This is a genomic window from Gilliamella sp. App6-5 (assembly GCF_001690525.1).
Lineage (GTDB): Bacteria > Pseudomonadota > Gammaproteobacteria > Enterobacterales > Orbaceae > Gilliamella > Gilliamella apicola_H.
Genome location: NZ_LZGT01000074.1, coordinates 69,192 through 93,474 on the forward strand (window position 1 = coordinate 69,192; position 24,283 = coordinate 93,474).

Annotated in this window: 13 protein-coding genes and 1 pseudogene; 3 read left to right on the forward strand and 11 right to left on the reverse strand. The window is 35.6% G+C overall.

The window, feature by feature from the left end:
* Positions 1–513 precede the first annotated feature (513 nt).
* Entirely contained in the window at positions 514–1,152 is a 639-nt protein-coding gene (locus A9G24_RS12875) for a hypothetical protein (RefSeq protein WP_176701185.1), read from the reverse strand.
* Between the two features lie 169 nt (positions 1,153–1,321).
* Between A9G24_RS12875 and A9G24_RS12880 the strand changes: the two genes are divergently transcribed.
* The 3 genes from A9G24_RS12880 to A9G24_RS08955 all read left to right on the forward strand — a co-directional run bounded on the left by A9G24_RS12880 (position 1,322) and on the right by A9G24_RS08955 (position 6,417).
* A complete protein-coding gene (locus A9G24_RS12880) occupies positions 1,322–1,663 on the forward strand; it encodes a hypothetical protein (RefSeq protein ID WP_065638703.1) in 342 nt (113 codons plus the stop codon).
* Between the two features lie 1,351 nt (positions 1,664–3,014).
* Positions 3,015–5,141, forward strand: a complete 2,127-nt coding sequence (yccS, locus tag A9G24_RS08950; RefSeq protein WP_218056278.1) for a YccS family putative transporter — start codon at positions 3,015–3,017, stop codon at positions 5,139–5,141.
* A gap of 64 nt (positions 5,142–5,205) precedes the next feature.
* The gene (locus tag A9G24_RS08955; protein ID WP_065638705.1) at positions 5,206–6,417 is read left to right on the forward strand and encodes a phospholipase D family protein; all 1,212 of its coding nucleotides are present in this window, start codon (positions 5,206–5,208) and stop codon (positions 6,415–6,417) included.
* A 148-nt stretch (positions 6,418–6,565) separates the two neighbouring features.
* On the opposite strand, the pseudogene A9G24_RS08960 reads toward A9G24_RS08955, so the two are convergent.
* From A9G24_RS08960 to yejK, 10 genes and pseudogenes are all read right to left on the reverse strand, one after another.
* A pseudogene (locus tag A9G24_RS08960) lies at positions 6,566–6,688 on the reverse strand (type II toxin-antitoxin system Phd/YefM family antitoxin); the annotation flags it as partial.
* A 275-nt stretch (positions 6,689–6,963) separates the two neighbouring features.
* Positions 6,964–9,138 carry a hypothetical protein gene (locus A9G24_RS08965; protein ID WP_065638706.1) on the reverse strand — a complete coding sequence of 725 codons (2,175 nt, stop codon included), beginning with the start codon at positions 9,136–9,138 and terminating at the stop codon, positions 6,964–6,966.
* Entirely contained in the window at positions 9,135–10,319 is a 1,185-nt protein-coding gene (locus A9G24_RS08970; RefSeq protein ID WP_065638707.1) for a VWA domain-containing protein, read from the reverse strand. The genes A9G24_RS08965 and A9G24_RS08970 overlap by 4 nt, the downstream gene beginning before the upstream one ends.
* A gap of 9 nt (positions 10,320–10,328) precedes the next feature.
* Positions 10,329–12,884 carry a DUF5682 family protein gene (locus A9G24_RS08975; RefSeq protein ID WP_081303144.1) on the reverse strand — a complete coding sequence of 852 codons (2,556 nt, stop codon included), beginning with the start codon at positions 12,882–12,884 and terminating at the stop codon, positions 10,329–10,331.
* Positions 12,885–12,900: 16 nt separating this feature from the next.
* On the reverse strand, positions 12,901–13,998 hold the full coding sequence (locus A9G24_RS08980; RefSeq protein WP_065638709.1) for an ATP-binding protein: 1,098 nt from the start codon (positions 13,996–13,998) through the stop codon (positions 12,901–12,903).
* Positions 13,992–17,735 (reverse strand): DUF4132 domain-containing protein, encoded by a 3,744-nt coding sequence (locus tag A9G24_RS08985; protein ID WP_065638710.1) that lies wholly within the window; start codon positions 17,733–17,735, stop codon positions 13,992–13,994. The genes A9G24_RS08980 and A9G24_RS08985 overlap by 7 nt, the downstream gene beginning before the upstream one ends.
* The gene (locus A9G24_RS08990) at positions 17,729–21,433 is read right to left on the reverse strand and encodes a DUF4132 domain-containing protein (protein ID WP_176701186.1); all 3,705 of its coding nucleotides are present in this window, start codon (positions 21,431–21,433) and stop codon (positions 17,729–17,731) included. The genes A9G24_RS08985 and A9G24_RS08990 overlap by 7 nt, the downstream gene beginning before the upstream one ends.
* A gap of 14 nt (positions 21,434–21,447) precedes the next feature.
* A complete protein-coding gene (locus A9G24_RS08995) occupies positions 21,448–21,846 on the reverse strand; it encodes a hypothetical protein (protein ID WP_065638712.1) in 399 nt (132 codons plus the stop codon).
* A 96-nt stretch (positions 21,847–21,942) separates the two neighbouring features.
* Positions 21,943–22,785, reverse strand: a complete 843-nt coding sequence (gene nfo / locus A9G24_RS09000) for a deoxyribonuclease IV (RefSeq protein ID WP_065638713.1) — start codon at positions 22,783–22,785, stop codon at positions 21,943–21,945.
* Positions 22,786–22,816: 31 nt separating this feature from the next.
* Positions 22,817–23,821: a nucleoid-associated protein YejK gene (yejK, locus tag A9G24_RS09005; RefSeq protein WP_065638714.1), complete on the reverse strand. Its 1,005-nt coding sequence runs from the start codon at positions 23,819–23,821 to the stop codon at positions 22,817–22,819.
* Between the last annotated feature and the right edge of the window lie 462 nt (positions 23,822–24,283).

Sequence of the window (24,283 nt, forward strand, 5' to 3'; positions counted from 1 at the left end):
TAAATCATCAGATAAATTAATTGCTTTGCCCATTAACCTGCCGAAAAAACAACGCTGTTTTAACTTTTTAAAACCAAAAATCAACGTAAAGCTCACACATTTATTGATAACATTGCCGGAAAACCGCCATACACAATGATTTGGTCAAGTTTTTTAACGTGCTTGATTATGGGCTTTAAATTAAATCCTAATCATTAATGCATAACATAAATGATTATAGGCTTTTAAAAAATCTCTCTTAAAATATAATCGGATTTTCACTTAATGCTAATTTTTGTTCTATTTCCATTACATGACTCCTCTTTATTTATTTGATTGTCCTTGTACCACCTCCAGCCACGCTTTCTGCATCAGGGGCAGGGGCGGCGCGATTGTGGCTTTGCCACAACTGCGCAACCCTAAGGGAAAATGCCCCAACTTGCGCCGAGGCTTTATTCTTGTCTATATTATCCTTTCAGGCACCCACCATAACCACCTTCCGCGCCCTAAGGATTAAGAACTAAACGCTAAAAACTAAGGTCTGGTGATGCTGCAAAGACCCTCGTTACTGCCGAAGTTATCACCGTGCAACTGATTGACGCCGCCGGTTGCCGAGTCGACAGAGGGCATCCAAATTTCACCTGATCGGCTGCCACCAATCCAGTAGCTGCTGCCGTCGAAGCCCGCACCAGCGTAGGATCTCACGTTGCCCCACTCCGTGAAAAATCCAGCGCCTATTTGACGTTGTAATGCCCCATGTTCTGACAATGGGGCGGCACCATTATTAATTATGACACGCTCTCTACCCAATTTCGCTCTTATACATATGAAATAATTATCTCCTCTTACACCACACCTCGCATTGGTTAAATCTTTTATTCCCGGCATACTCCCCCCCAAATGAGAACACCATCCAGACTGTTCATTATAATGTCTTCTTACGGCCCCACTACTGACGAACCACTTCTTCAACACAAATCCATATTTTACTAACTCATAACCATTTTTATCTCTACCCACTAACTCAAACCTCTGCGGTAACCTTGGTGCAGTAATTCGATTAGGATTGAACCTTTGATTTCTTACTTCTGGACCTGTTAGCTTAACACGTGCTACAACTTGTCCCCTATCTTCATAAGGAATCCAGTGATCATTGGGTACAACATTTGTCACTGTTGCAGTAATTCCCTCATGCGTGACCGCTCTCCATGTCAATTCTCTTACATCTATTCCTGTAATGAGTAAATCAAAATATAAATTATCCGCACCTGTAGTCGGGAAATTGAGGTTGTATGATTCAGGATTGGTTGATCGAACTAAGAAGCCCTTCTTAGGATTCCATATGTCAGCTGGGCCTGCGTATTTGCCGTTACCAACATATAGATTCGGCCTTGCATATTCAATAACTGGCGGCGGCGGCGGCGGCGGCGGCGGTGGCGGTGGTGGCGGCGGTGGTGGCGGCGGTGGTGGCGGCGGTGGATCTGGAAGTGGTGTTGAAGATAAAATTATTGCATCACTACGATTACCCGCTCGAACCTTTTTATCATTCGCCTGTACATTCCATGAAGATGACAATAATAACAGCCCCAATACCAATAAGCTTTTTCGGGATAATTTCGATAATATAAATGAGTTTCGTGTAAAAACTCGGCGAATAAGGTTATTTGATAAATTTAAGACATAGGTTTGCCAGTGCTGGTGTCTGGTGTCTGGTGTCTGAAATGATAATGCATTATGGTTCACCTGTCAAGTAAAATCATGTTTAATTTCGATTTTTTATAATTGCTCGCTTATTTAATAAGCTTTTTTCTATAGCGATTAAAGTATAACCATTTAAAAAAGAGTTAGCTAGTTTTTTTGGGGAATTTTTGGTAAAAATTATTTAGGTGTGACTTCGATTAAGTTTTATGAAAACCTTTAAATGATTGAAATATTTGGTTTTTTAGAAAAAACAATAAAATAAAAAATTAAATAAAATCAATGTTTTCCCTAACAATTTTTTGCCTGATATTGAGTTCTTGTTTTGGTGGATGGAGTTGATTGGGGCAGTATTTTCGGACATCTTATTCATTTGGTGTAAAAAATTGCTACTGTGATAGCGTCTGAATAAGGGGATTTTGTGCAAAATCCCCCAATATTATTTGTATCATCCATAATACTTACCTTTTCAAGACCATCTTCGCTTTACTCAGATGTTCAAATGTGTTCCTAACAAAGCATAGCCTCGCTAAACTTTTCTGTTTGGCATGCTGACCTCACTCTGTTGTCGGTGCATTCTGACACAGGAATAAGACAAATAAAATAATCTCTTATTATTATGTTTTTATAATTATCGAGTTAATTTTATATGAATTAACGACCTATACGGCATTAAAGAAGTTTGTGTCACTCTTAATCAATTGGTCGCGTTTCTAAACCGCCTGTACGGCGTTAAAGTTAAAACGCTGGCTATAGTTAAAAACTCATTCTTTCTAAACCGCCTGTACGGCGTTAAAGCTTTACACCATGAAATAAATTGACCGGGTGATTTTCTAAACCGCCTGTACGGCGTTAAAGCTTGCATTAGCCGGTAACTCGTCTTCCCATCGTTTCTAAACCGCCTGTACGGCGTTAAAGTAGAAATTAAGATTCTATAAATCTTACTGTATAAAGATAAACAACAATTTCAGTTTTGAAAACCCTTTTTTTTGAGATTTTTTCAACCTGTTGATTTTATTTTATTTTATTTTAAATTAACGGTGAAAAAAGGGTTCTAAGGGTTTTGAAGTCAAAACAAACCCGTTAAAATAAAATCAATATCTTTACTAACCTATTTTTGAGTAGCGCTTAGGTTGTTTTTTAATGAAAAAAGTGCTTAAAATAAAAAACACAGGCTCCCCCCAAAGTAATTTTTTAATTAATTGATTTTATTTGTTTTTTAAAACTCTTTTATACTCAAAAAATAAACAATGCTTTCCCAAAGCTCTACAATATAGTATCCTACTGGCTATCATTTCAACTCAATCAAAACCCAATACACCGTGCAAACATTCATTTTGACTTTACGTAAAGTCTTTTACAGCAGTAATCTTCTTTTTAGTCTACGAATGTTAATTAGTTTAACTGGTTCGACTTTGGTTCCGTGGTATTTTGGGCAAACTTCACTCGTTATTCCCCTTACGCTTGGTGTGGTGGCAGCGGGTTTGACTGAGATCGATACGCGTTTATTAAGTCGCTGTATTAATTTAATTCTTACGTTGATCTGTTTTGCTATTGCGACCTTTTCGGTCGAGTTGCTATTTAATTATCCTGTGTTGTTTATTATTGGTTTAGTATCTTCGACTTTTATTTTTATTATGCTTGGTTCGCTTGGGCAACGTTACGGTGTGATTGCGTTTGGATCACTTTTGATTGCTGCCTATACCATGCTTGGGCATAATTTATTTACCGATAATTACACCTTGCCCTGTTTTTTGCTGTTAGGTGCGCTTTGGTATAATGTTGTTTCGTTAATTGAATCGATCATCCAACCCATCCGCACAACTCAACAATCGTTATCGATATGTTTTATTCAATTAGCTCAATATCTTGATGCCAAGGCGGCTATGTTTGATCCAGATGAATCTGACGGTTTTAAAAAACAAACTTTGCAGTTAAACAATAGCAATAATCAACTCATTAGTGCTTTTAATAATACCAAACGTTCGCTATTTAATCGTTTAAAAAGCTATCGTGGACAAGCTTATATTAGAAAGTTACTAAGCTATTATTTTGTCGCGCAAGATATTCATGAGCGAGCAAGTTCAGCGCATGGACATTATCAAGCGCTTAGTGTGCATTTTAAACATAGTGATATTTTATTTAGATTTGCTCGTATTTTAAATTTGCAAGCAAAAGCTTGCGCGCAATTGGCAATGACCATTAAATTAAATCAAACTTATCAGCATGATCCGCTGTTTTCACGTTATTTTTCGTATCTTGAAGAAGCTATTAATCAATATCATGCTAGTCATAAAAGCGATAGGCTGATGATTAAAGCGCTTAAGAGTTTACATCAAAATTTGCTTTCTATCGATTTGTTACTTGCTAATATTGACACTGAGCAACATTTGCCAAAAGCAGAAGAAGATAATCAGTTAATCGATGAAGAACTAACCAGTTTTTATGCTATTTTTACCAAGATTAGAAACAATTTAACCGTAAAATCAGCACTATTTCGTCATGCAATTCGCATGTGTGTGGTATTTTTTGTTGGTTATATGGTGATTCATTTTTCTGATTTGCAACATGGATATTGGATTATTTTAACCAGTTTGTTTGTGTGCCAACCTAACTATTCAACCACAAAATATCGATTAAAATTACGCGTAATCGGTACCATTCTAGGGATTATTGTGGGTATTCCGTTGACGTTTTTATTTCCAAGTGTTCCTGAGCAGTTGGTGTTGATTATTATCACTGGTTGGCTGTTTTTTCTATTTAAAAATTCACAATATGCTTATGCTACTGCGTTTATTACGTTACTGGTGTTTTTTAGTTTCAGTCTAATTGGCGAAAGTAGTATTGAAGTTGCGGTCGCACGTATTATTGCAACGTTAATTGGTTGTTTTATTGCATGGTTTGCTGTGAGCTTTATTTGGCCTGATTGGCAGTTTAGAAATCTACCTAAACTCGTTGATCGTGTTTGCCATGACGATAGCCATTACTTGGCGTTAATTGGTCGTCAATATTTGACTGGTAAAACTAATGATGTTATGTATCGTTTAGCTAGACGTGCGGCGCACGATAGTAATGCAGATTTGTCGTCATTAATTAGTTTGATGACTAAAGAGCCGCATATGAATCCAGTTGTTATCGATCAGGGATTTCGTTTGTTAACACTTAATCATACGTTGATTAGCTATCTTTCGACTTTAGGTGCGCATCGCGATAAACCGCTTTCAAAACAGACTTTCGAGCTATTTGATGATTTGTCGGTCTATATTATTAATCTATTAAGCATTAAAAAGATCGACGGTGAATATCAAGCTATTAAAAAATCCGTTACCGATTATATCGAAACAATTTCGGCTGTTTCAATTGATGATGATAAAACGAATAATGATCTGTTAGTTATGCAACAATTGGCTTTGATTTTGGATATTTTGCCAGAAATTATTGAGATTGCAACTCGGCTAGAATGATAAGTGTTTTAACAAACTCCCTGAAAGCTGACTGTAAATCAATCAATAAATTGGAGAAAAATAAATGAAAATTATTACTAAACCAGCTTATATTGATAATAAATTAGTTGAATTAATGGGGAAATATACCAATTATTATATAGCCACAGCTTGGGCATCAATGAATTCAAACGCTGCATCTAAATTATTAGACAATAAAAGACACATAACTAAAATGGTAGTTGGAACCCATTTTTATCAAACTCACCCAGATTTCATTAAAATCTTTGCGAGCCATAGGAATGTAAAATTCATATTGAAAACTGATAAAATTTTCCACCCTAAAGTGTATTTATTTTCAGATGAAAATGGCAATTGGGAATGTCTAATTGGTAGTGCTAATTTTACACAGGCAGCATTAACAAAAAATGATGAAATAATGATTCATATCACAAGTAATGATCAAGGCTCTGAAAAGATATTTACTGACATATTGGAAACCATTGATAGTTATTGGGAATATGCAGAAGAAATGACTGAAATAGAAATAACTAAATACACAAACATATGGAAGAAAAATAAAACTAAACTAGATAGTCTAAAGAATGTTTATGGTGGATATAAAAGTAAAAAAAGTATGATAAAGTCAAATATTCTTTCACTACAATGGGATGAATATTATAAAAAAATACGTGGCACAATAAATGAAAAAGATTATTCATTTTCTGAGCGGATTGAAGTTCTGCAAAAGATTAATAATTACTTCACAGAAAAACAAATCTTCTCTAGTTTTACTAAATTACAACGAAAGCAAGTGGCAGGCTTAATAGATGATGGTTCAGAAATTGAGTGGAAATGGTTTGGTAGCATGGTTGGTGCAGGAGTATTTCATAGCAAAATAAATAATAATGATCCTAACATATCAAATGCCCTTAATTGTATACCATTGACAGGTCCCGTAAATGAAGCTAACTACAATCAATTTATTAAAATATTTAAGCAGGCATTTCCTGCTGGTAAATGTGGGATTGGCATTGCAAGTAGATTATTAGCAATGAAGCGCCCTGATTACTTTGTGTGTTTAGATGGGCAAAATCGTCCAGCATTATGCAAAGATTTTGGTATACCTCAAAAGATCGACCTTGAAACATATTGGGAACAAATTATAGCACGAATTATTGATTCGGTGTGGTGGTCATCTAGCTGCCCTGATGATTCAAGAAAAAAAGAAGAAAAACAAGCTTGGAATGGTCGCGTTGCCATGATTGATGCTATCTTCTATCAGCTCAAGGAGTAATTTTTTTTTACTGAAATTAAAAAAGAAAAGCTGTAATAAATATACAGAAACAACAAAATTAATGCCTTATCACTGACAAGTGATATGGCGTCTATATCATAAAGAAATAAGACCCCATTCTAAATTTTGTGTATTTGTAAGTTAATGGTGATGGTTGATTTCTATTTAATATTGCAACTGGTAAACCTTGTCCTGCATTTACAGTTGCCATTGGATTTTTTTTTAATTCACTGATACTTGCAGTAGTATCGCTCAAAATAATATTAGGCATGATCATATACCCTTGTTTTGTTATGCATATTAAATATAACCCTTAAAAACCTGTTAACAAATCTTATTAGTACTTGTTATCCTTTAAAATAATTCTAATTTTGTATTATTTATAGTATCAAACGATTTAACATTACGATCACACTGGAATATTAGTCTTATAACATTTAAAAACCCTATTTAGCATAAAAAAATAACGCTATACTGAATATTAAACGCAAAAATACGCAATATTATTTTCTACCAGAGTTATGTAATAACGATAAGGAATTTATATCATAAATCCTTCAGTTGTATTGGTAATTGGTAGTTTGTCTTTTTTAAAAGATAACATAAGTAAACTGCTTGTAAGATATGTGTTACCGCTATTTGTTGTTGACTGAGAATTTTATTTAAAACGGTACTTAATGTGTTTAATCCTAAAGTATCACAATCATATTGGATCGCAATTAATTGCTGTTTTTGATCAGCGAATAATTCGAGTCTTCCTGAACACACCATACTCTCAAGTATTGTTAAAAGTGGTTGAATAATTAAGGTTGAAAGTGAATCTTTCATATAATGATTTTCACCTAGCTGCTGTTTATGTGCTAAATAAGTCTTTGTGATAGATTTTTGTTTAGAGATAGATTTTTTGTTTTTATACCAGAAATCTTCAAAGTCAAGGCTTAATGTTTTGATTTCTTCTGTTAGTTGATCCTTGTAAAGTAATGCAAAAGGCTCTAAATCCAAAAAGTTGTAATTTTTTAAACAGTTAGCAAACACGGTTAAGGGTTGATTGTTAGTTTCTAAAAAACTTGTTAGAACATCAATACGTAATTTTTCATATTCATTCCAAAAGATGCATAAAAACAGGCTATTTCCATCATTATCAAGCACTTTCCAAACTAAATTTTGTCGAATTTCATCTAAATAAGGTTTATTTGAGCTGGCTATATGAAGAATTAACATCTCATTAAGAGGTGAATCATCTAAATGATTATCTTGTAAATAGTCGCTCAGTATTGACCAATTTTCAAAGCCTGCTTTTGATCTAAAATCATAGTAATTTTCATCACTCCATGCTGTTTCTTGTAAAGTAACCGTTGAACCATGAATTGCCAATTCGCCAGTATCAGATACACGAGGTTGATGAAGTTTTATTGCTTTTTGCATCAACATATAAGGAAATGTTTGCCATATTGACATACTGTTCCAAATCATTGTGCGATTAAAATTGATATCGTTTTTATAGGCTCTGGCTAATGTGGTTTCTTGGTATTGTTGTTTTTCACTATCCCAAAAGTAGAAAGTTGCACCAATGGCACCTGTTTTACTTTGCCACCAACGCCCACCTAATGGTAATAGCTCAAGGGGGTGTGATTCTGTTTTATATTGGCGTTTTATTCGACCTCGCAATTTGAAAAGTTGTTCACCCTGATGATGTAATAGCATTTCGGTATAGGCTTGTATCTGCCCTAAAAAAAGAAGTATATCTTGTTCTTCAACCGCAAAGTGCCGCTTGGCAAGTAACTCAACCAATTGACAAAGATGCCGAAGCATTGCAGCCAAACGAGGTAACCCTTGCGATCTTGCTGACATATTGAGTAATTGTAGCTGTTCAGCTTGATTATTACTCACATGAGATAAACCTTGATTGATAAGTTTACAAATATGCTGTTGAATCTGTTTAATGAGCGTAATTTCATCAGCAGAAAGCTGATCACTTTCATGTGTTATGCTTTGTTGACATTCTATTGGCCACGGCCATGTTTTGTTATTTTTTTCAAATAGATAAGCAATAGCAGCTAAATGTATTGCCATTTTTTGGTTTGTACAGAAAGTTGAAATCATTCCATCAAAGCCAGTACCTGCCATATAAATAATAGGTGTATCGCTTTCTGGTACAATGATTCGTATTTGTGAATCTTGGTATTCTATCGTAACTAAATGATTTTTTTGCCATCTATACGCAAATTGATAAGCTTTAAAAATATTGGTTTTGCCGGCTTTTTTTAAAAGTTTGAAGGCATCTAATGACAATAATTCCGTTAACACGTTAGCTAAAGGTCTTATTGTTTCAAGCTGTTTTATACTTATTTTATTATCAGATTTATACGCATCATTGGATTGATCTAACGGCTTAATTTGATTTTCATCATCGATGTTATTGCTATCGGTAATAGGATGTTCTAACAATGAAGCATTTGATTGTAGCCATAAAACAGCCGATATAATGTGCTTACAATGCCCGTGAGCGGGACAATTGCAACTTGCGGCCTGAATGCCTTGAGCTGATAACCTGACTTGCTGACCATCCGCTTCGAATTCTAAATAATCTTCATTGTTTTTTTCAACTAATGTAACTTTATTAGCCTCGATATCTTTACGCGCACGGCGAACTAAACCAATATTGGCATAAAGTGCCAATGCCTCTTGATCATAATTTAAATAAATATGTTGCCAACTCATTGCATAACCTCCGCTAACCAAGCAGCAAAATGTTCTGGTGTTAATGCCGCAATTTGCATACCACGGTTAGCTAATTGCTGTGATATTTGCAAATCATAAACAGGATCAGCATTATCATCTAGCGCCGCTAAACCTAACATTTTGACTCGATTGCTGTTCATTCTTGAAACAGTTGTATAAAGGTGAATTAATGCTCCTCCCTCACAAAAATCACTGATTAATACCACAATAGTTCGTTGCGGATTTTTAATTTTTTGTTCAGCATAATTAAGCGCTTTGGCAATATCAGTTCCACCACCTAACTGGACAGTCATTAAAACTTCCACAGGATCATGGGCTAAGTGAGAAAGATCAACAATTTGAGTGTCAAAAACAAATAGATGTAAGTTAACAGATGGTAATTTGACCATAATGCTAGCACAAACAGCAGAATAGATAATTGAACTATCCATTGAGGCGCTTTGATCAACACATAAAATAATATCCCAAGGTAATTGTTTGTTTGCACGAGAGTTAAAAATCGCATTTTCAATAATCATTTGCCGTTTTTGTTGATCAAAATGTTTCAAATTAGCCTTAATTGTTGCACGCCAGTCAAAATTTTGGTTACAACGTATTTTGGAACGACGAAATCGATTCTTTTTACCTATCAAGGCATTAACAAAATTGGATTTGATTTGTTGTAAAATCTCATCAACAACGCTTTGAATCAGCTCTTTAACTGCCAAATAGACTTCACTTTTTAATTGCCCTCTTAAATTCATTAATAAACGCACAGAATTCAAATTCGGCTCTAACGCTTTAATAACATTAGGATCGTTTAAAATTCCTTGCAGTTGATAACGGGCAATCGCCTGCTGTTGCATGCGTTCAAACGTACTTTTAGGAAACAGTTTTCGCGTTTTATTGAGCCAATTTACTGTGTTAAATACAGAATTTTCATTGCCACCCGGTGAAATCTTTTTTCTAACGCTATCCCTATTATCTTCATCACCTATTTTTAAACCTCGCTTACGGTATTCATTCTGATAAAGATAATTTAATGATTGTTCTAAGTTATGATCATGTTGGTTAAATGTTGCCTGATTAAGATGTTCATCAGCATATTTTCCTAATATTAATCGCCAGCGCTTAACATGATTAACATTTTTGATATCAATGATTTTTTTATTGTCGCTCATGCTAAATCCTTACTGTTTAAACCAATTTTGTAGCTGTTGTTGCTCAATATGTTGGGTGACAGATAATTCCAAAGAAAGTGATTTTTGTAAGTCTTCGTCACTAAATTTATATTGCTCAATACTCATATCTTCTTGTTCAGCATGATATTTTTTAGAAATTTTTTCGGCAATTATTGCATTTTGTTTCGGTGTGAGTTGCGTAAATGCAAGTCGTAAATCAGGAAGTATTTCGATAAATTGCTCTTGTTTCCAATGCGCTAATAATTCATCAAGGCTTGTTAATAATTGTGAAGAGTGGATAATTAATTCGGGTGCACATTGCATTATCCCCATAAAATAGCTACTTGCCTGTTCATATTGAGATCCTAACTCAAAAGCCATTTTTATTTTATGATCAAGTTCTGATTGGCTAATTTGACAGTCCAAATAAGCAATACTATCAATAGCGCCCCGAATCAATGACGCCTCGCTTAATCGCGGTTGTAAACGATGTAAATTAAGGTAAAAATCCTGTTTCAACTTTTTCACATCTAGCTGATCTGGCAGATTATTGATTAGATTTCTAAATAATAATAATGTTTTTAAATTTTCTTGCTGTTGCTCTGTATCGGATTGTTTTAATGTATCAAGTAAGAAAAAGGCTTGCTGTGGCACTTTAGCTAGCAATGCTAGCAAGGTTGAGCTAGCATTAAGCGCTAAAAAGTCCCGACCTTGCCACAAATAGAGTAAACGATGCCCACAAACCACTAATGACAATAAATTATTGTCAACGTCTAAGAATGATGATAATTTCACTAATAATTGAGAGAAATAGGTTTGTAATCCCATTAACGCCGCTTGTATCACCCCTTTTACTGCACACAAACAAGATTGTGCCATTCCATCTTCGGTTAATTGCTCTATTGACTGTTGTAGTTTTTGTATAGCAATCTGTTCAAGTTGCGTGCCTTGCTCTGACAGCTCAATTAACCTAGCTTCAACCATCGGTGTCCATAAATATTGCCAATCTTCGAACATAATAGTTAATCGCGTACCATATTGATAATTGGGTCCGTCAAGACGATTAGCAAATCCAACGTCCAAAAAGGCAAGTAGGTGTAAAAATCGACTTCGTTGCCGATGTTCTGGGTTACGGTAAATATCAATATGGGTAGTTTTAGGCAATGTGTCGTCGAGCTTAAAACGGTATTTTTTAAGTGTTAAATAAACTTCATTAACAAGTGGTGGTGAGGCTATATCATTAGGAATTTGTCCTAATTGATTTCCTGATAAGCTACGATAAACTATTTGCCAAAAATCACTGCGTACATCGTGAATACTTCCTTTGATAAAAGCAGATTGAATACCATCAAGCAGATCATAACGACCTGGACCATAATGACCTCGAAGTTCAGCTAATAAACAGGCTTGTTCAATCGCCGACTTTAAAGGGATAAAACCAATTGCATCACTACAATTTTGCTTTTTTCTTAGTTTATCAGCAATAATCGATAAAAAATTAATTACTTGTGTTTTTCGATAACATTGGGTTGTTTGTGACTGGTTAGGGGTTTGTTCATAAGCCAACATCGATTGCCAAGATTCTTGATAATAAGCAGGAGAGTTCATCCCTGCTGTATAACCATTTAATGCATCAAGACGATCAAAACTATAACGAATAAGCCAAGCTCGATCCCGGTCGCCACTTTTTTGCTGTCGATTAAATCGGGTAATATCGGATTTTTTCGGTAAAACAAGCTTGTTTTGCCATAATCCTTCAAATAATGCTAGCGTATGAAATCCACCTGTCACAACCACAATTTTCGCATCGGGTGTCAATTTTTTTAATCGCCCAATTGCGGTTAACATATGCTGTTCTCGTTGGCTTGATCCTTCTGCTTCAAGTGATGATGAATCGTAATCAAGCCTCGCCATTGCACACCAAATAAAAGTATCTTCAAAAAATGTTTGCCAATCAGCAAGATCGGTAAAATTTCTTAATTCGAATAAATGTTCCCACACTTCGTCATGATCACGACAATGTAATTTCTTAGCCAACTGAGTAATGTATTGACTATGCTTTAGATAGGTTTCAGAAAGTAATGATTTGCTCTGCGATGGTATAAATTCTTGAGTCACTTGTTCTGCCCAAGGCAGATCAATAAATTGAATCTTTGCATTGTATTGTTTTGCCAATTGCATTGCTTGCCACTCTGGGGAGTAACTACAAAATGGATAAAATGCGGAGCGAGTAATTTGATGCGATAGCATGTTCGCCGTATCATTTTCTTCATATTCATCATTCGTCTCAAGAACGACTTGGTCTATTTGAAGATCTGTTTGACAAAGTATAGCAATGGGTGGCTCTGTCTTATGATTTAGTAATTCCTCAAGTATTGCTGAAAAGCTAGTAGGTGCTTCAATCAACACATGAGTCGGCTTAATTTGCGTGATCAACTGCCGCAAAGCATAACTACAAGCAGGACTATGATGGCGCACTGGAGCAAAATAGATCTGCACTTGTTGTAATGCATCTCGACATCTCAAAGCATTTTGTAGACGTTGTGGTAATGGTGAGCTTCCCATAATGATTATCTATTTATTATTTCCAGAATTTTTTAGAAACCTGATAAAATGAATGCCATACAGATGAGTTTTTGGCTCGTTCACGCACCACATTATCCATATAGAATTGAATGCGTTTAATATCATCAGCATTATCTTTTAAAACAACGCCAATAAGCTGTTTAGCAATATGCTTACCCTCTAAGGTACCCTCATCAAAATAATAAGCATCTAATGCTGAGGCATAAACAATATTGACAGCTTCTGCTGTCGACATCACCGCATCTGGTGTTTTTAGCTTGGTGCCTGCTTGCGTTTGTCCTTGTCTTAACTCTTGAAAGGTTGTTACTAATAGTTCAATGACATCGACTGGAATGATTATTTGCGATTTTAGTTCGCCTAATTCCTGATTGAGTTGCATTTGAATTAATTCTATTTCAAAATTTTTATCGGTAATTGGATTAACGGTTTCAAAATTGAAACGACGTTTTAATGCGGCTGACATCTCATGTACACCGCGATCTTTTAAATTTGCCGTACCAATAAGATTAAAACCTGGTCGAGCGCTAATTTTAGCATGCTGCCCCATTTCGGGAATCATCATTTGCTTTTCTGACATCAAGGACACAAGCACGTCTTGAATTTCGGGTGGACAACGTGTGATCTCTTCAAAACGCACAATTTTACCTTGCTGCATACCGTGGTAAATTGGCGAACCAACCAATGCTCGTTCGGTTGGCCCTTCGGCTAATAATAAAGCATAATTCCAAGAATATCTGAGATGATCTTCACTTGTCCCTGCCGTGCCTTGAATAGTTAGGTTTGAATCACCACTGATTGCAGCAGCTAGCAGTTCAGATAACATCGATTTAGCCGTACCTGGTTCGCCAACTAACATTAATCCTTGTTTACCAAGCAAAGAGACTATCGCTCGATCAACAAGGGGATCGTCGCCAAAAAATTTACGGCTGATGCCGATCTCCTCATTGCCCAAAATAAACGTTCGTACCGATTTTGGTGATAACTGCCAACCGTGGGGTTTATTGTTATGACTATCCAATTTCAGTAACTTATTTAACTCGTTAGCATAACGTTGTTCTGCGCTTAAGCGAATGGTTTGTGTGTGTTTTACCATAATCCTTTCTTCTCCCACTCTGGGTCAAAACCGCTTGAGGCATTAGCAACAGCCATATAATCCGCATAAGCTTCTGCTAGTAATACTGGCGGCACATCGTTGATATCAATTGCATTGCAGCTTCCACCCTGCTTTTTACTAAAATATAGATTGTAAAGTACAGCAGGAATATTCTCTTCTGGCACATAGCTACCACTAAATTCAATATTGATATAAAGCTCAAGCTCACTAAAATATTTATAATAGCCGTAAAAGCAAGCACCGTCTTCTATGTCGTCTCGTTTATACCCTTGTTTAATCAATATATTTCGTATAGTAAAACTGTCTGTTAACCACCCTTTACGATCATCAATAATATTTTCTTCAATATGGCTAACATCAGGCAAAGAATGGTTAAACTGTGTAAGTATTGGCGGAACTTTGTAATCTGTAAGATGTTTTTGCCATGTTTTCACTACTTCGTCAGTTAACAATGCACTATGTGCAACAGTAATATCGTTTTCTTTACTAAGCGTAATCTCATCATCATTTAAATCAATTAAACTGCCATCTTCGGTTGGGCGAAAACTCTTTATAATGCCCCCTGCTTCATTCACCTCAAGCCACACTAAACGTTGAATTAATAGACGCATAATAGGATGGCTATAGAGATATTCTTGCCATGCTAAAACAGACCAACGACGTTGTAAACACATGGCTTCGTATAGGCGAGCTGTTTGTAATTCAAGCAATTGTTTCAGTGCTTTTTTGCTATTACTAAATTGTTTTTTTGCTTCTTTGACTAATGTTTCATCTTCAGATTTTCTTGCTTCGGGTAGTGTTTTAATTTCTTTACCTTCGGCGTTTTTTAATACAAATTTAAATTTATCATCTAATGTGGCTGTAAAAATTCGCTCACCATAATCTAGGCTCAATACGCCTGATTCATCTAAACCTGCGGTTGGAATGGTGCGATCAGCCAGTTCATCAGCCGTCCACTGTTTTTGCTCAGCAATTTGGTTAATCAATAATTTTGCCTTTTTTTGCACGGACGGCGTTCGATAACGACGTGCAATTGATAATAAAAATTGAATAATCAGCGGATCGTCACTAACAGCTATTGATTCCAGCATAGCTTCAATTTGACCACGCCTGATTTGGTAATTTTTAATATAGTTTTTTATTATCGATACAGCAGTATTACCTTGTATGCCACCAATTAGTGATAATACACCTTTTGATTTAATGGCTGAACCCACTAAGCGGGCAAGCACCTCTTGCTTTATCATTTCGAAAGCTTCGTTTAAAGTCATATTTTCATATTGACCATAATATTCGGGATAACGCTTTGCATAATCTAAATAATCTTTCCAACGCTGTTTTGCTTTTAATTTTGCTTCTATTTCGGCTTCTTCAAGTGTTGGCGTTAGTGTGTCTTGCTTAATAAAAGCGTGTAAAATAAATACCCCTAATTCGTGTTGACTTTTGAGGCTTAAAAGGCGGGTATAAATAATTAATAAGGGATTAGCAGGCTCTTTTAATTTTACCGCAAGCCAAATCCACCAAGTAATAATTTGAGGGTCAACCACCTTACCACTTTGCCAAGTTAAAGCTGGAATTAAGCTTTCATCAAGCCATTTAGCATCTGCTGGTTTTTTGCCCGCTAAGCCTTTTTGTGCATCATCAAGTAATTTCGTTGGCGTTAAATACTGGTTTATATTTTCACCTAAACTTTCAAGCGCAGCTAATAACGTTGCTTGTACAGATTCAGATTTCTCTTTGTTTAGCGCATTATTTAGTGCTTTAATTGATGATTTCTGTCCTAATTTTACTAACCACTTGGCAGCTAAAATACGCTGAGCTTGTTTGGTTGACATCAATGCCTCTTCCACTCGACAATGAATATCAAGCAACACACTTAATGCTTTTTGCGATAATAAACGTAATGATTGAGTTTCACCTAATGCCAGTTCAAGCAGATAAGTCACATATTTAGCGGGTAACTTCGGGAAAAAGGTTAATATTTTTATCCCTCGTTCTTTCTCAAAAAAATAACCACTGTTTTGCACTTCTTGACTTGGCAATAGTCCTAATGCTTCATCAAGATAAACGGAATTTTCGGCAAAAAATGGCCAAATTAAATTAGGATCGACTTCAGTTGTGGCTTCATAATAATAATTCATTAAAAATGCGGCAGCGATGGTACGCTTCGCATCTGGCACATAATCTATTTTATTCATTACTTCAACTAACTGGCGTAAGTCAGTACGTAACAAGATTTCATGATGAGAAAAACTTAAACCTAAATGAAAGGAATTAGGCTCATGATGACAAATTTTTTCCGCACGTAATAAGTGGTAAAGATTAAATTCGGGCAACGATGGCAAACGGCCTTTATTCAAAATAACTTCATAAATTAATTTGTTTTTTGTATCCGCCTGATCGATATCACCTTTACCATTTAAACAATCAAAAATCGCATCTAAATCACTAACAGTAATTGTTTTTAATTGCGCATAACGCTGTTGTTCAGATGTAATTTTGTAACCATATTCTTGGTTATATTGAATTTCCTGTTCTGCTTTCTTTTGCTGTTGAACTAATATTTCTTGGTAGTTTTGTTGCAAAATATCTCGCGCTTTAGAAGGTAAATCAACTTCAACGATCGATTCAAAAGGAGGAATAATTAATTCGATTTCTTGCTGTTTAGCATCCTCATTGCCACTTAATCGTGATAAAGCCCCTTCAATGGTTTTTATTACGGTTTTATTGGTCTGACGAGTTAATGCTTCTTCTAAAATCTTGCGATTAACAGATACTCTAACTAATAAGTTTATCGCATGGCAACGTTGCTTAGGCGTTCCTTGATCTAATAAAACTTGTAATTCAGCTTGTATTATGTCAATAGGTAAACTCAGTAATAAGGTTGTTGCCAATTCACTGATTGCTTTTATATTACTTGTTGATTGTTTTACAAGCAAATCAATCACATCTTGTTTAAGTTTGTCTTGATTAGCAATATATTGTAATTGGTGTAATTGTCCTAATCTAGAAAGACCTTGTTCAGGCAAGGCTTTAAACCATTCAAGATGTTCATAGATATAGGGCAATAAACCATTAATCATAAACACATAATGAAAATACTCTAAATAAGATTCTGGTGTTTGTTGACGATCAAAAATAGCAAATAATAACTGTTTCCCTAGCCCTTTTTGTTCTATTTCAAGCAATTGATGTAATTGTTGAACAGACCAATTTTGACGTTCAAGAATAATTTGTTCAGCACTTTGATTATAACTAAACAAAGTTGAAACCAATCCATCTAAAAATAGATATAAAAACCATAATGGTAAATTTGGCGTGATCACATCAATATTTTTTTGTTCTGAATAAACGCGACTTTGCCGCATATTTTCAATATAGGTTGCTGCCAATACCTTACCAAAACGAATGATCTGTTCTGGCGTATAGTTATCCGTCCATTGTTGATAAAATAGCGCTCTTGCTTTTATTGGCTGTTTTTTCTCAGTGAAATAATAAATGATATTAGTCGCACCAGGAAAGCCTAGACGTCCATAAACTCGCTTCTCACCATTATACGTTTGCGATAATTGATTTAAATCCTCTAAAACTAGAGGATCTTGACCTTGTAAAATATATTTACAAATGCGCTCAGGAATCAATTTATCTAATCCCCGCAAAATCTCAAAACACGCTAATAAATTGCGCTCATTACTCTCAACGTTATCCTTTACCATATTAACTTATCCTCCCAATCAGGATCAAAGCCACTACACGCATTTGCAACCGCCATATAGTTAGCATAACCTTCAGCGAGTAACACTGGCGGCAATTTATTGAGTGCTATTGCTCTATCTTTTAAGCCCGGCTTTTTACTAAAATAGAGGTCAAAAAGCGCAACTGGGATATTTTCTTCTGGTACCATGCTGCCACTAAACTCAATATTAATATACAGGTTAAGACTAGCAAAATACTTATAATAACCATAAAAACAACCCGCATCTTCAACATTATCACGCTTATAATCCAATTTGGTTAAAATACCACGTATCGTGAAACTATCAGTTACCCAACCTAGACGTTCATCAATAATGTCATCTTTAACTTTACTCATATCTGGTAATGAATGAGTCAATTGATCAAATAGCTCGGAGACTTTGTAATCTTTAAGGTGATCTTGCCATTTTACTGTGATATCACTTGGCAACACAGCAGAATGGGCAAGAGTAATGCGATTACCTTCATTGAGTTCTATTTCTTCATCTTCAGTTGTAATTAAGCTACCATCCTCAGTTGGTCTAAAGCTATTTACTATCTGTCCATTTTCATCTAATTCAAGCCAGATTAAACGTTGAATAAGCCGTCCTACGATAGGATGTGGCTGTAGGTATTTTTGCCAATCCTCTACCCGCCATTGACGCTGTGTACACATAGCTTCATAAAAGCGGGTAATTTGCATATTGAGCAATTGAGTTAGTTCTTTTTTACTATTGGAAAACTGTTTTTTCGCCTCTTTCACTAAAGCTTGATCTTCGCTTTTTCGGGCTTCTGGTAAGGATTTAATTTCGTCACCATCTGCATTTTTTAAATGCCATTTAAACTTATCATCAAAAGTAGCCGTAAAGGTGCGTTCACCATAATCAAGGGTTAACACACCATTATCATCTAGCCCTGCGGTAGATATGGTGCGATCAGCTAGTTCATCAGTAGTCCAGCCATTGCGTTCTGCAATACTTTCTACCAATAAGCGGGCTTTTTCTTGTACAGATGCAGCACGATAACGGCGGGCAAGCGATAGCAAGAGTTGCGTGATCAACGGATCATCACTTTGAGCAAGCGGTTCAAGCATCGCTTCAATTTGCGCTCGTCGTTGTTGATGATCTTTCATAAAACTACGTAATAACGAAACTGCAATGTGACCTTTAATACCACTGGTTAATGCTAATAATCCTTTCGCTTTAATGGCTGAACCAAGATAGACTGCCAAAGCCTCTTTTTTTATCTCTTCAAATACTTGTTCAAAAGTAATATTGGCATAACTAGGGTAGTATTGAGGGTATTGCTGGTAGTAGCCAATATATCGCTGCAATCGCTTATCGGCTAATGAATTTGCTTTTGCTTCGGCATCTTCCACCGTTGGCATTCGCGTATCTTGCTTAATAAAGCTTTGTAAAATAAATTCGCCTAATTGCTGTTGGCTTTGCTGACTTAATAAGCGACTATAAATAATTAACAATGGATTAGCTGGATCTTTTAATTTGACCGCTAACCACGCCCACCATTCAATAATTTGAGGATCAACTGCATCACCATTTTTCCATGTTAATGGTGGAATTAGATTTTTATCAAACCAGTCAAAATCAGCAGGTTTTTTACCTTTTAAGCCTTTTTGTGCATCGGTTAATAGTTTTTTAACGGTTAGATGTTGACTAATATCTTCGCCTAATTTTTCTAAAGCAACTAATAAAACAGCTTGTACAGTTTCGCGTTTTTCTTTTTTTAAGGCATTATTTAATGCTTTAATTGAAGATTTTTGTCCTAACTCTGCTAACCAATTAGCGGCGGCAATTCGCACCTCTTGCTTTGCTGATGTTAAAGCTTGTTCAACTTGGCAATGAATATTAGTAATCACACTTAAAGCGTTTTGTGCGGCATAGCGTACTTGTTTACTTTCGCCCAAAGCTAATTCAAATAGATAAGCAACATATTTAGTTGGAATATTTGGGAAAGTTTGTAATATTTTAATGGTACTTTCTACATCAACATTAAGATAAGACCAGGCTTCTTGTTTGGGAGCAAAACCTAAGGCCTCATCAAGCAAAAATTCGTTTTCAGCAAAAAATGGCCATAATTTGTGTGGTTCATTTTCATAGACATCGTGATAGGTATCTTTGGTTAAAAATGGCACAGCAACGACATAGGGCACATACTGAGAATAATTGATTTTTACTAATACATCAGCAATTTGTCTAAGATCTAATTTTTTTATAAATTCATTTTTTTCATATAATCTTTCGAAATAATAAACGCCTGTATCTTTATCAGCTAATTGAGTCGCTCGTAATAGATGAAAAAGCGTAAATTCAGGTAGATTCTGTAACCTTTTTTTGGCTAATAAAAATGTAATATCGATATTTTTATTGATTTTTTTGAGTAACGCCGAATATTCAATCTTACCATTTAAATAGTGATAGACATCATCTAAATCCTGTGAGGTAATCGTTTTTAACGTTTTATAGTATTTTCTTGCCCAATTGTATGGAAGGTTATATTTTTTGTTATCTTCAACTTCTTTTTGTGCCGCTTTTTCACTTTCTATTAAATGTTCTTCATAATTTTGCTGCAAAATATCACGAGCAATAATGGGTAAATCAGCATCATCGATTGGCTCAAAATCAGGAATTATCAAAGTTGCTTGTTGTTCGGCTGTATTTGCACTTTCAAGTCGTGATAAAGCACTCTCGATCGCAGCTATGACCGTTTTGTTGGTTTCGTTAGTCAATGCTTGTTGTAAGATTGTCGGATCAGAGGATATTCTAGCCTGTAATGCGGCAGCATGACTACGCTGCTTAACTGTGCCAGCAGTTAGCAAACGTTGTAAATGGGGCTTTACTATTTCGACAGGGGAACTAAGTAACATTTCAGTTGCTAGCTGATTGACTTGTTTGGAGCTATTTAATGACTGCACAGCAATAAAATCAATCAGTGGCATTTGTAGTTCAGGATGCTTTCGAATATATTTTAATTGTTCGACTTGCCCTAATATCGCAATATCTTGATTCGGTAATTGTTTGAATAATTCGATATGCTCAATAACATAAGGTAATAGACCATTAATCATAAAGAAATATTGAAAACAGCTGCGATATGTAATATTTTGGCGGTCAAAAATAGCAAATAATAACTTTTTACCTAATCCTGATTCCTCAATCTCTAACAACTCATGTAATTGTTTAATTGACCAATTTTTTCGCTCATCAATCCGATCTTCATTGTCACAACAAATCGGTAACGTAGTAATCAATCCATCATATAACAGATATAAAAACCAAGAGGGTAACTCTGGTGTAATTAGTTTAATAAAACGTAAATTACCACATAACGCCGTTAAAACTCGTGCAAAACGGATTATCTGTTCAAAAGTATAATCATCAGTCCAACGCTGATAAAAGGCCATTCTTGCCTTTTCGGATGAATTGGGTTTGTCACAAATATCTGTATGACGAAGGTCACAAGGTCTTCGAAGTAACTCATAAAGTTTAGTAGCCGTGTTTGAAGACTGACACAATTGATTTAAATCAACTAATACATTTAGTTCATCACCCTGTAAGATATATTGAGTAATGCGCGTTGGCATGGTTTTATCCAGTTCTTTTACTGGGTCAAATATAGTGGTAATTAATTGTTGTGATGATAATTCATTTATTTTTTTCATATTCCTTTCTTCTCTCATTCTGGATCAAATCCGCTACATGCTTTAGCAACAGCCATATAATCAGCATAACCTTCAGCAAGTAACACACAAGGAACTTTGCTAAGTTCTATAGTATGATAGTGCCAATCCTGCTTTTGTCTGAAACTAACATGGTAAAGCACCACAGGAATGTTTTTTTCGGGTACATAGCTGCCGCTAAACTCAATGTTAATATAAAATTGATTATCGCAAAAGTGTTTATAATAACCATAAAAGCATGCCCCATCTTCGATATTGTTTGGTTGGTAACCGAATTTGGTCAAAATACTACGTAGAGTAAAGCTATCAGTTAACCAACCTTTACGGTCATCAATTGTGTTATTTTTAATTGTATCCACATCACCGATAACAAAAGGTGTTACGATTAAATACACTAAAAGTGTTGCAATATATTATTTTAGCTATAGTTTAACTATTTGTTTATTATTGTAAAATAATCTTTCTTATATATCCTTGTAAAGCTTTAATAGCTATTGACATTGCTCCTTTAACCATACAATTTCTTGCGCCCAGATATCGGGATCAATGGTTTCTAAAATAAGGGGAATTTCATCAATTCTTGGATCTTGCATAATATATTTAAAGGCAGCTTCGCCAATATTGCCTTTGCCTAGGCTATGATGACGATCGACATGGCTGGCAAATTCGCTTTTGGCGTCGTTTAAATGCATGCCTCGCAAGTATTGAAAACCTACAATTTTTTCAAATTCGGCAAAGGTTTCTTGGCAGGCTTTTTCAGTACGCAAGTCATAGCCAGCAGCGAAGGCGTGGCAAGTGTCAATACAAACGCCAACTCGGCTTTTGTCTTCAACTTGGTCAATGATCTGGGCAAGATGTTCAAATTTATAGCCTAAGTTAGATCCTTGCCCCGCAGTATTTTCAATAACAGCAACCACATTTTGTGTTTTATCAAGCGTGATATTAATCGATTCGGCAATGCGCGATAAACATTCATCAACCGAAATCTGTTTTAAGTCACTACCTGGGTGAAAATTAAGTAATGTCAGTCCTAGCTGTTCGCACCGTTGCATTTCGTCTAAAAAGGCAGTGCGAGATTTTTCGAGCTGTTCTCGATCTGGATGGCCTAAATTAATTAAGTAACTATCGTGCGGTAAGATCTGTTTGCTAGTAAAGCCATACCTTTCGCAACGTTTTTTGAAGCTGTCGATGATTGTGGGCTCAAGCGGTTTGGCGTGCCATTGTCGTTGATTTTTGGTAAATAGCGCAAATGCGGTTGCGCCAATTTGATAGGCGTTAATTGGGGCATTGTCTACCCCACCTGCTGCACTTACATGTGCACCAATGTATTTCATGTTGTGTCCTAATAACGTTGTTGGTTGATAATTAGTTGGAACCGCTATTGCGTTGTAGCTGATCACGTAAATTAGGTGGAACCCCTTTAATCACTAGAGAGTCAGTTTGCGGATCCCACTTAATGCGCTCCCCTAATAAATTCGAATCGAAGCTTAATGTTAATCCCCCACCACTACCTGAGAATTTTTTAAGCTGACGCAGTGCACTGCGATCAACGGGAAAGGTTTCTTCTAAATCATATTCACTATTTTTAATAAATTCAATAAAGTTATTGTCAACACTGGCTGGTAGTTCGTTGGCCAAATTTTTCAGTTCAATTTCTTCGCCTGCTTGTAATTGGGCTTGACAGTAGTTATAAACGTTTTCGCGCGCGCTGGTTTTGTCTTGTTTGTCAAATTGCATTTCTTGACAGTAATCATCAACCGCTTTGACCAGCGTTTTATTTTGCGCTTTTGCATCTAATCCCTCACTTGCACCTAAATAGTCCATAAAAAAGTCAGATACTTTTCGCCCTACTCGTCCTTTTAAAAAGGTCAAATATCGCTTTGAGTCGGCTTGGGTTTCCCATTCGGTGATGTCTATACGGGCAATAATATCGGCGTGATCAATGTCTAGGTATTGCGTTTCGCTGATATCTAAGTCTTCATTAACTAGCATACTTAAACAACTATTTAAAACCGCAATAATCAAGTATTCAACTGCCAAATAACGGTACTGGCAAAATACTACCGTTCCACCTTCCGCAAAAGGGTATTTAGCCAATTCGTTACGCAGTTGTTTGGTGGATTCTTGGCTAAAATGTAAGAAGTCTTGATTGCCAAGGCGTAGTTCTTTTAGTGATTGTTCAAATAAGCTGTCACGATTAAACAGTCCATAGGCTTTGCTTTTGTTGTTGTAGATCCGATTGATATCTTCGATTAAATTAATAACCGCTTGCTCGTTGCCTAACATTGATTCACGAAGTTGTAATTCGATTTCGGTGTCGCTTTTTCGAATTAATTTATGCAGTATGATCTTTTCTATTTGTACGCTCATTGTGAGGTTCCTATTGGATCGCAGTAATCTAAGAGCGTTATTTTATCAAAGCGCTAAAAAAGTGCTATTAACAATTTGCCAGTCTGCTAAACTAGCGCAGTTAAATTGCCTTAAATTTATACTGAAACGTATAGCTATCTGAAACTTTTTGACAAAATTTGCATACCATTTGGATCGTCGCTATAAACTATAATCATAAAAATTTAAGCATAAATAAAAGTAGCAAACCCGTTTATTATTTTGGCTATATTCTCAACAGATAAAGACAAGTGTATTATAGCGGGTGTAAATAATAACGATCTTTTATACTGAAACGTATAGTTACCTGAAACTTTTTGACAAGATTTAATATCTCGTAATGACGATAGACAAGTTTGAGTAACCGCTATAAGTTATCATTATTCAAAATTAAGAAATAAGTAAAAATCGCAAACTGCGGTTATTATTTTGATAATATACCAA

Excerpts from the sequence above, each read along its gene's own strand:
- A9G24_RS12880 (WP_065638703.1), top strand. The coding sequence starts at position 1,322 with ATGTCAGCTGGGCCTGCGTATTTGCCGTTACCAACATATAGATTCGGC.
- A9G24_RS08955 (WP_065638705.1), top strand. The coding sequence starts at position 5,206 with ATGAAAATTATTACTAAACCAGCTTATATTGATAATAAATTAGTTGAA.
- A9G24_RS08965 (WP_065638706.1), bottom strand. The coding sequence starts at position 9,138 with ATGAGTTGGCAACATATTTATTTAAATTATGATCAAGAGGCATTGGCA.
- A9G24_RS08970 (WP_065638707.1), bottom strand. The coding sequence starts at position 10,319 with ATGAGCGACAATAAAAAAATCATTGATATCAAAAATGTTAATCATGTT.
- A9G24_RS08975 (WP_081303144.1), bottom strand. The coding sequence starts at position 12,884 with ATGGGAAGCTCACCATTACCACAACGTCTACAAAATGCTTTGAGATGT.
- A9G24_RS08980 (WP_065638709.1), bottom strand. The coding sequence starts at position 13,998 with ATGGTAAAACACACACAAACCATTCGCTTAAGCGCAGAACAACGTTAT.
- A9G24_RS08985 (WP_065638710.1), bottom strand. The coding sequence starts at position 17,735 with ATGGTAAAGGATAACGTTGAGAGTAATGAGCGCAATTTATTAGCGTGT.
- A9G24_RS08990 (WP_176701186.1), bottom strand. The coding sequence starts at position 21,433 with ATGAAAAAAATAAATGAATTATCATCACAACAATTAATTACCACTATA.
- nfo (WP_065638713.1), bottom strand. The coding sequence starts at position 22,785 with ATGAAATACATTGGTGCACATGTAAGTGCAGCAGGTGGGGTAGACAAT.
- yejK (WP_065638714.1), bottom strand. The coding sequence starts at position 23,821 with ATGAGCGTACAAATAGAAAAGATCATACTGCATAAATTAATTCGAAAA.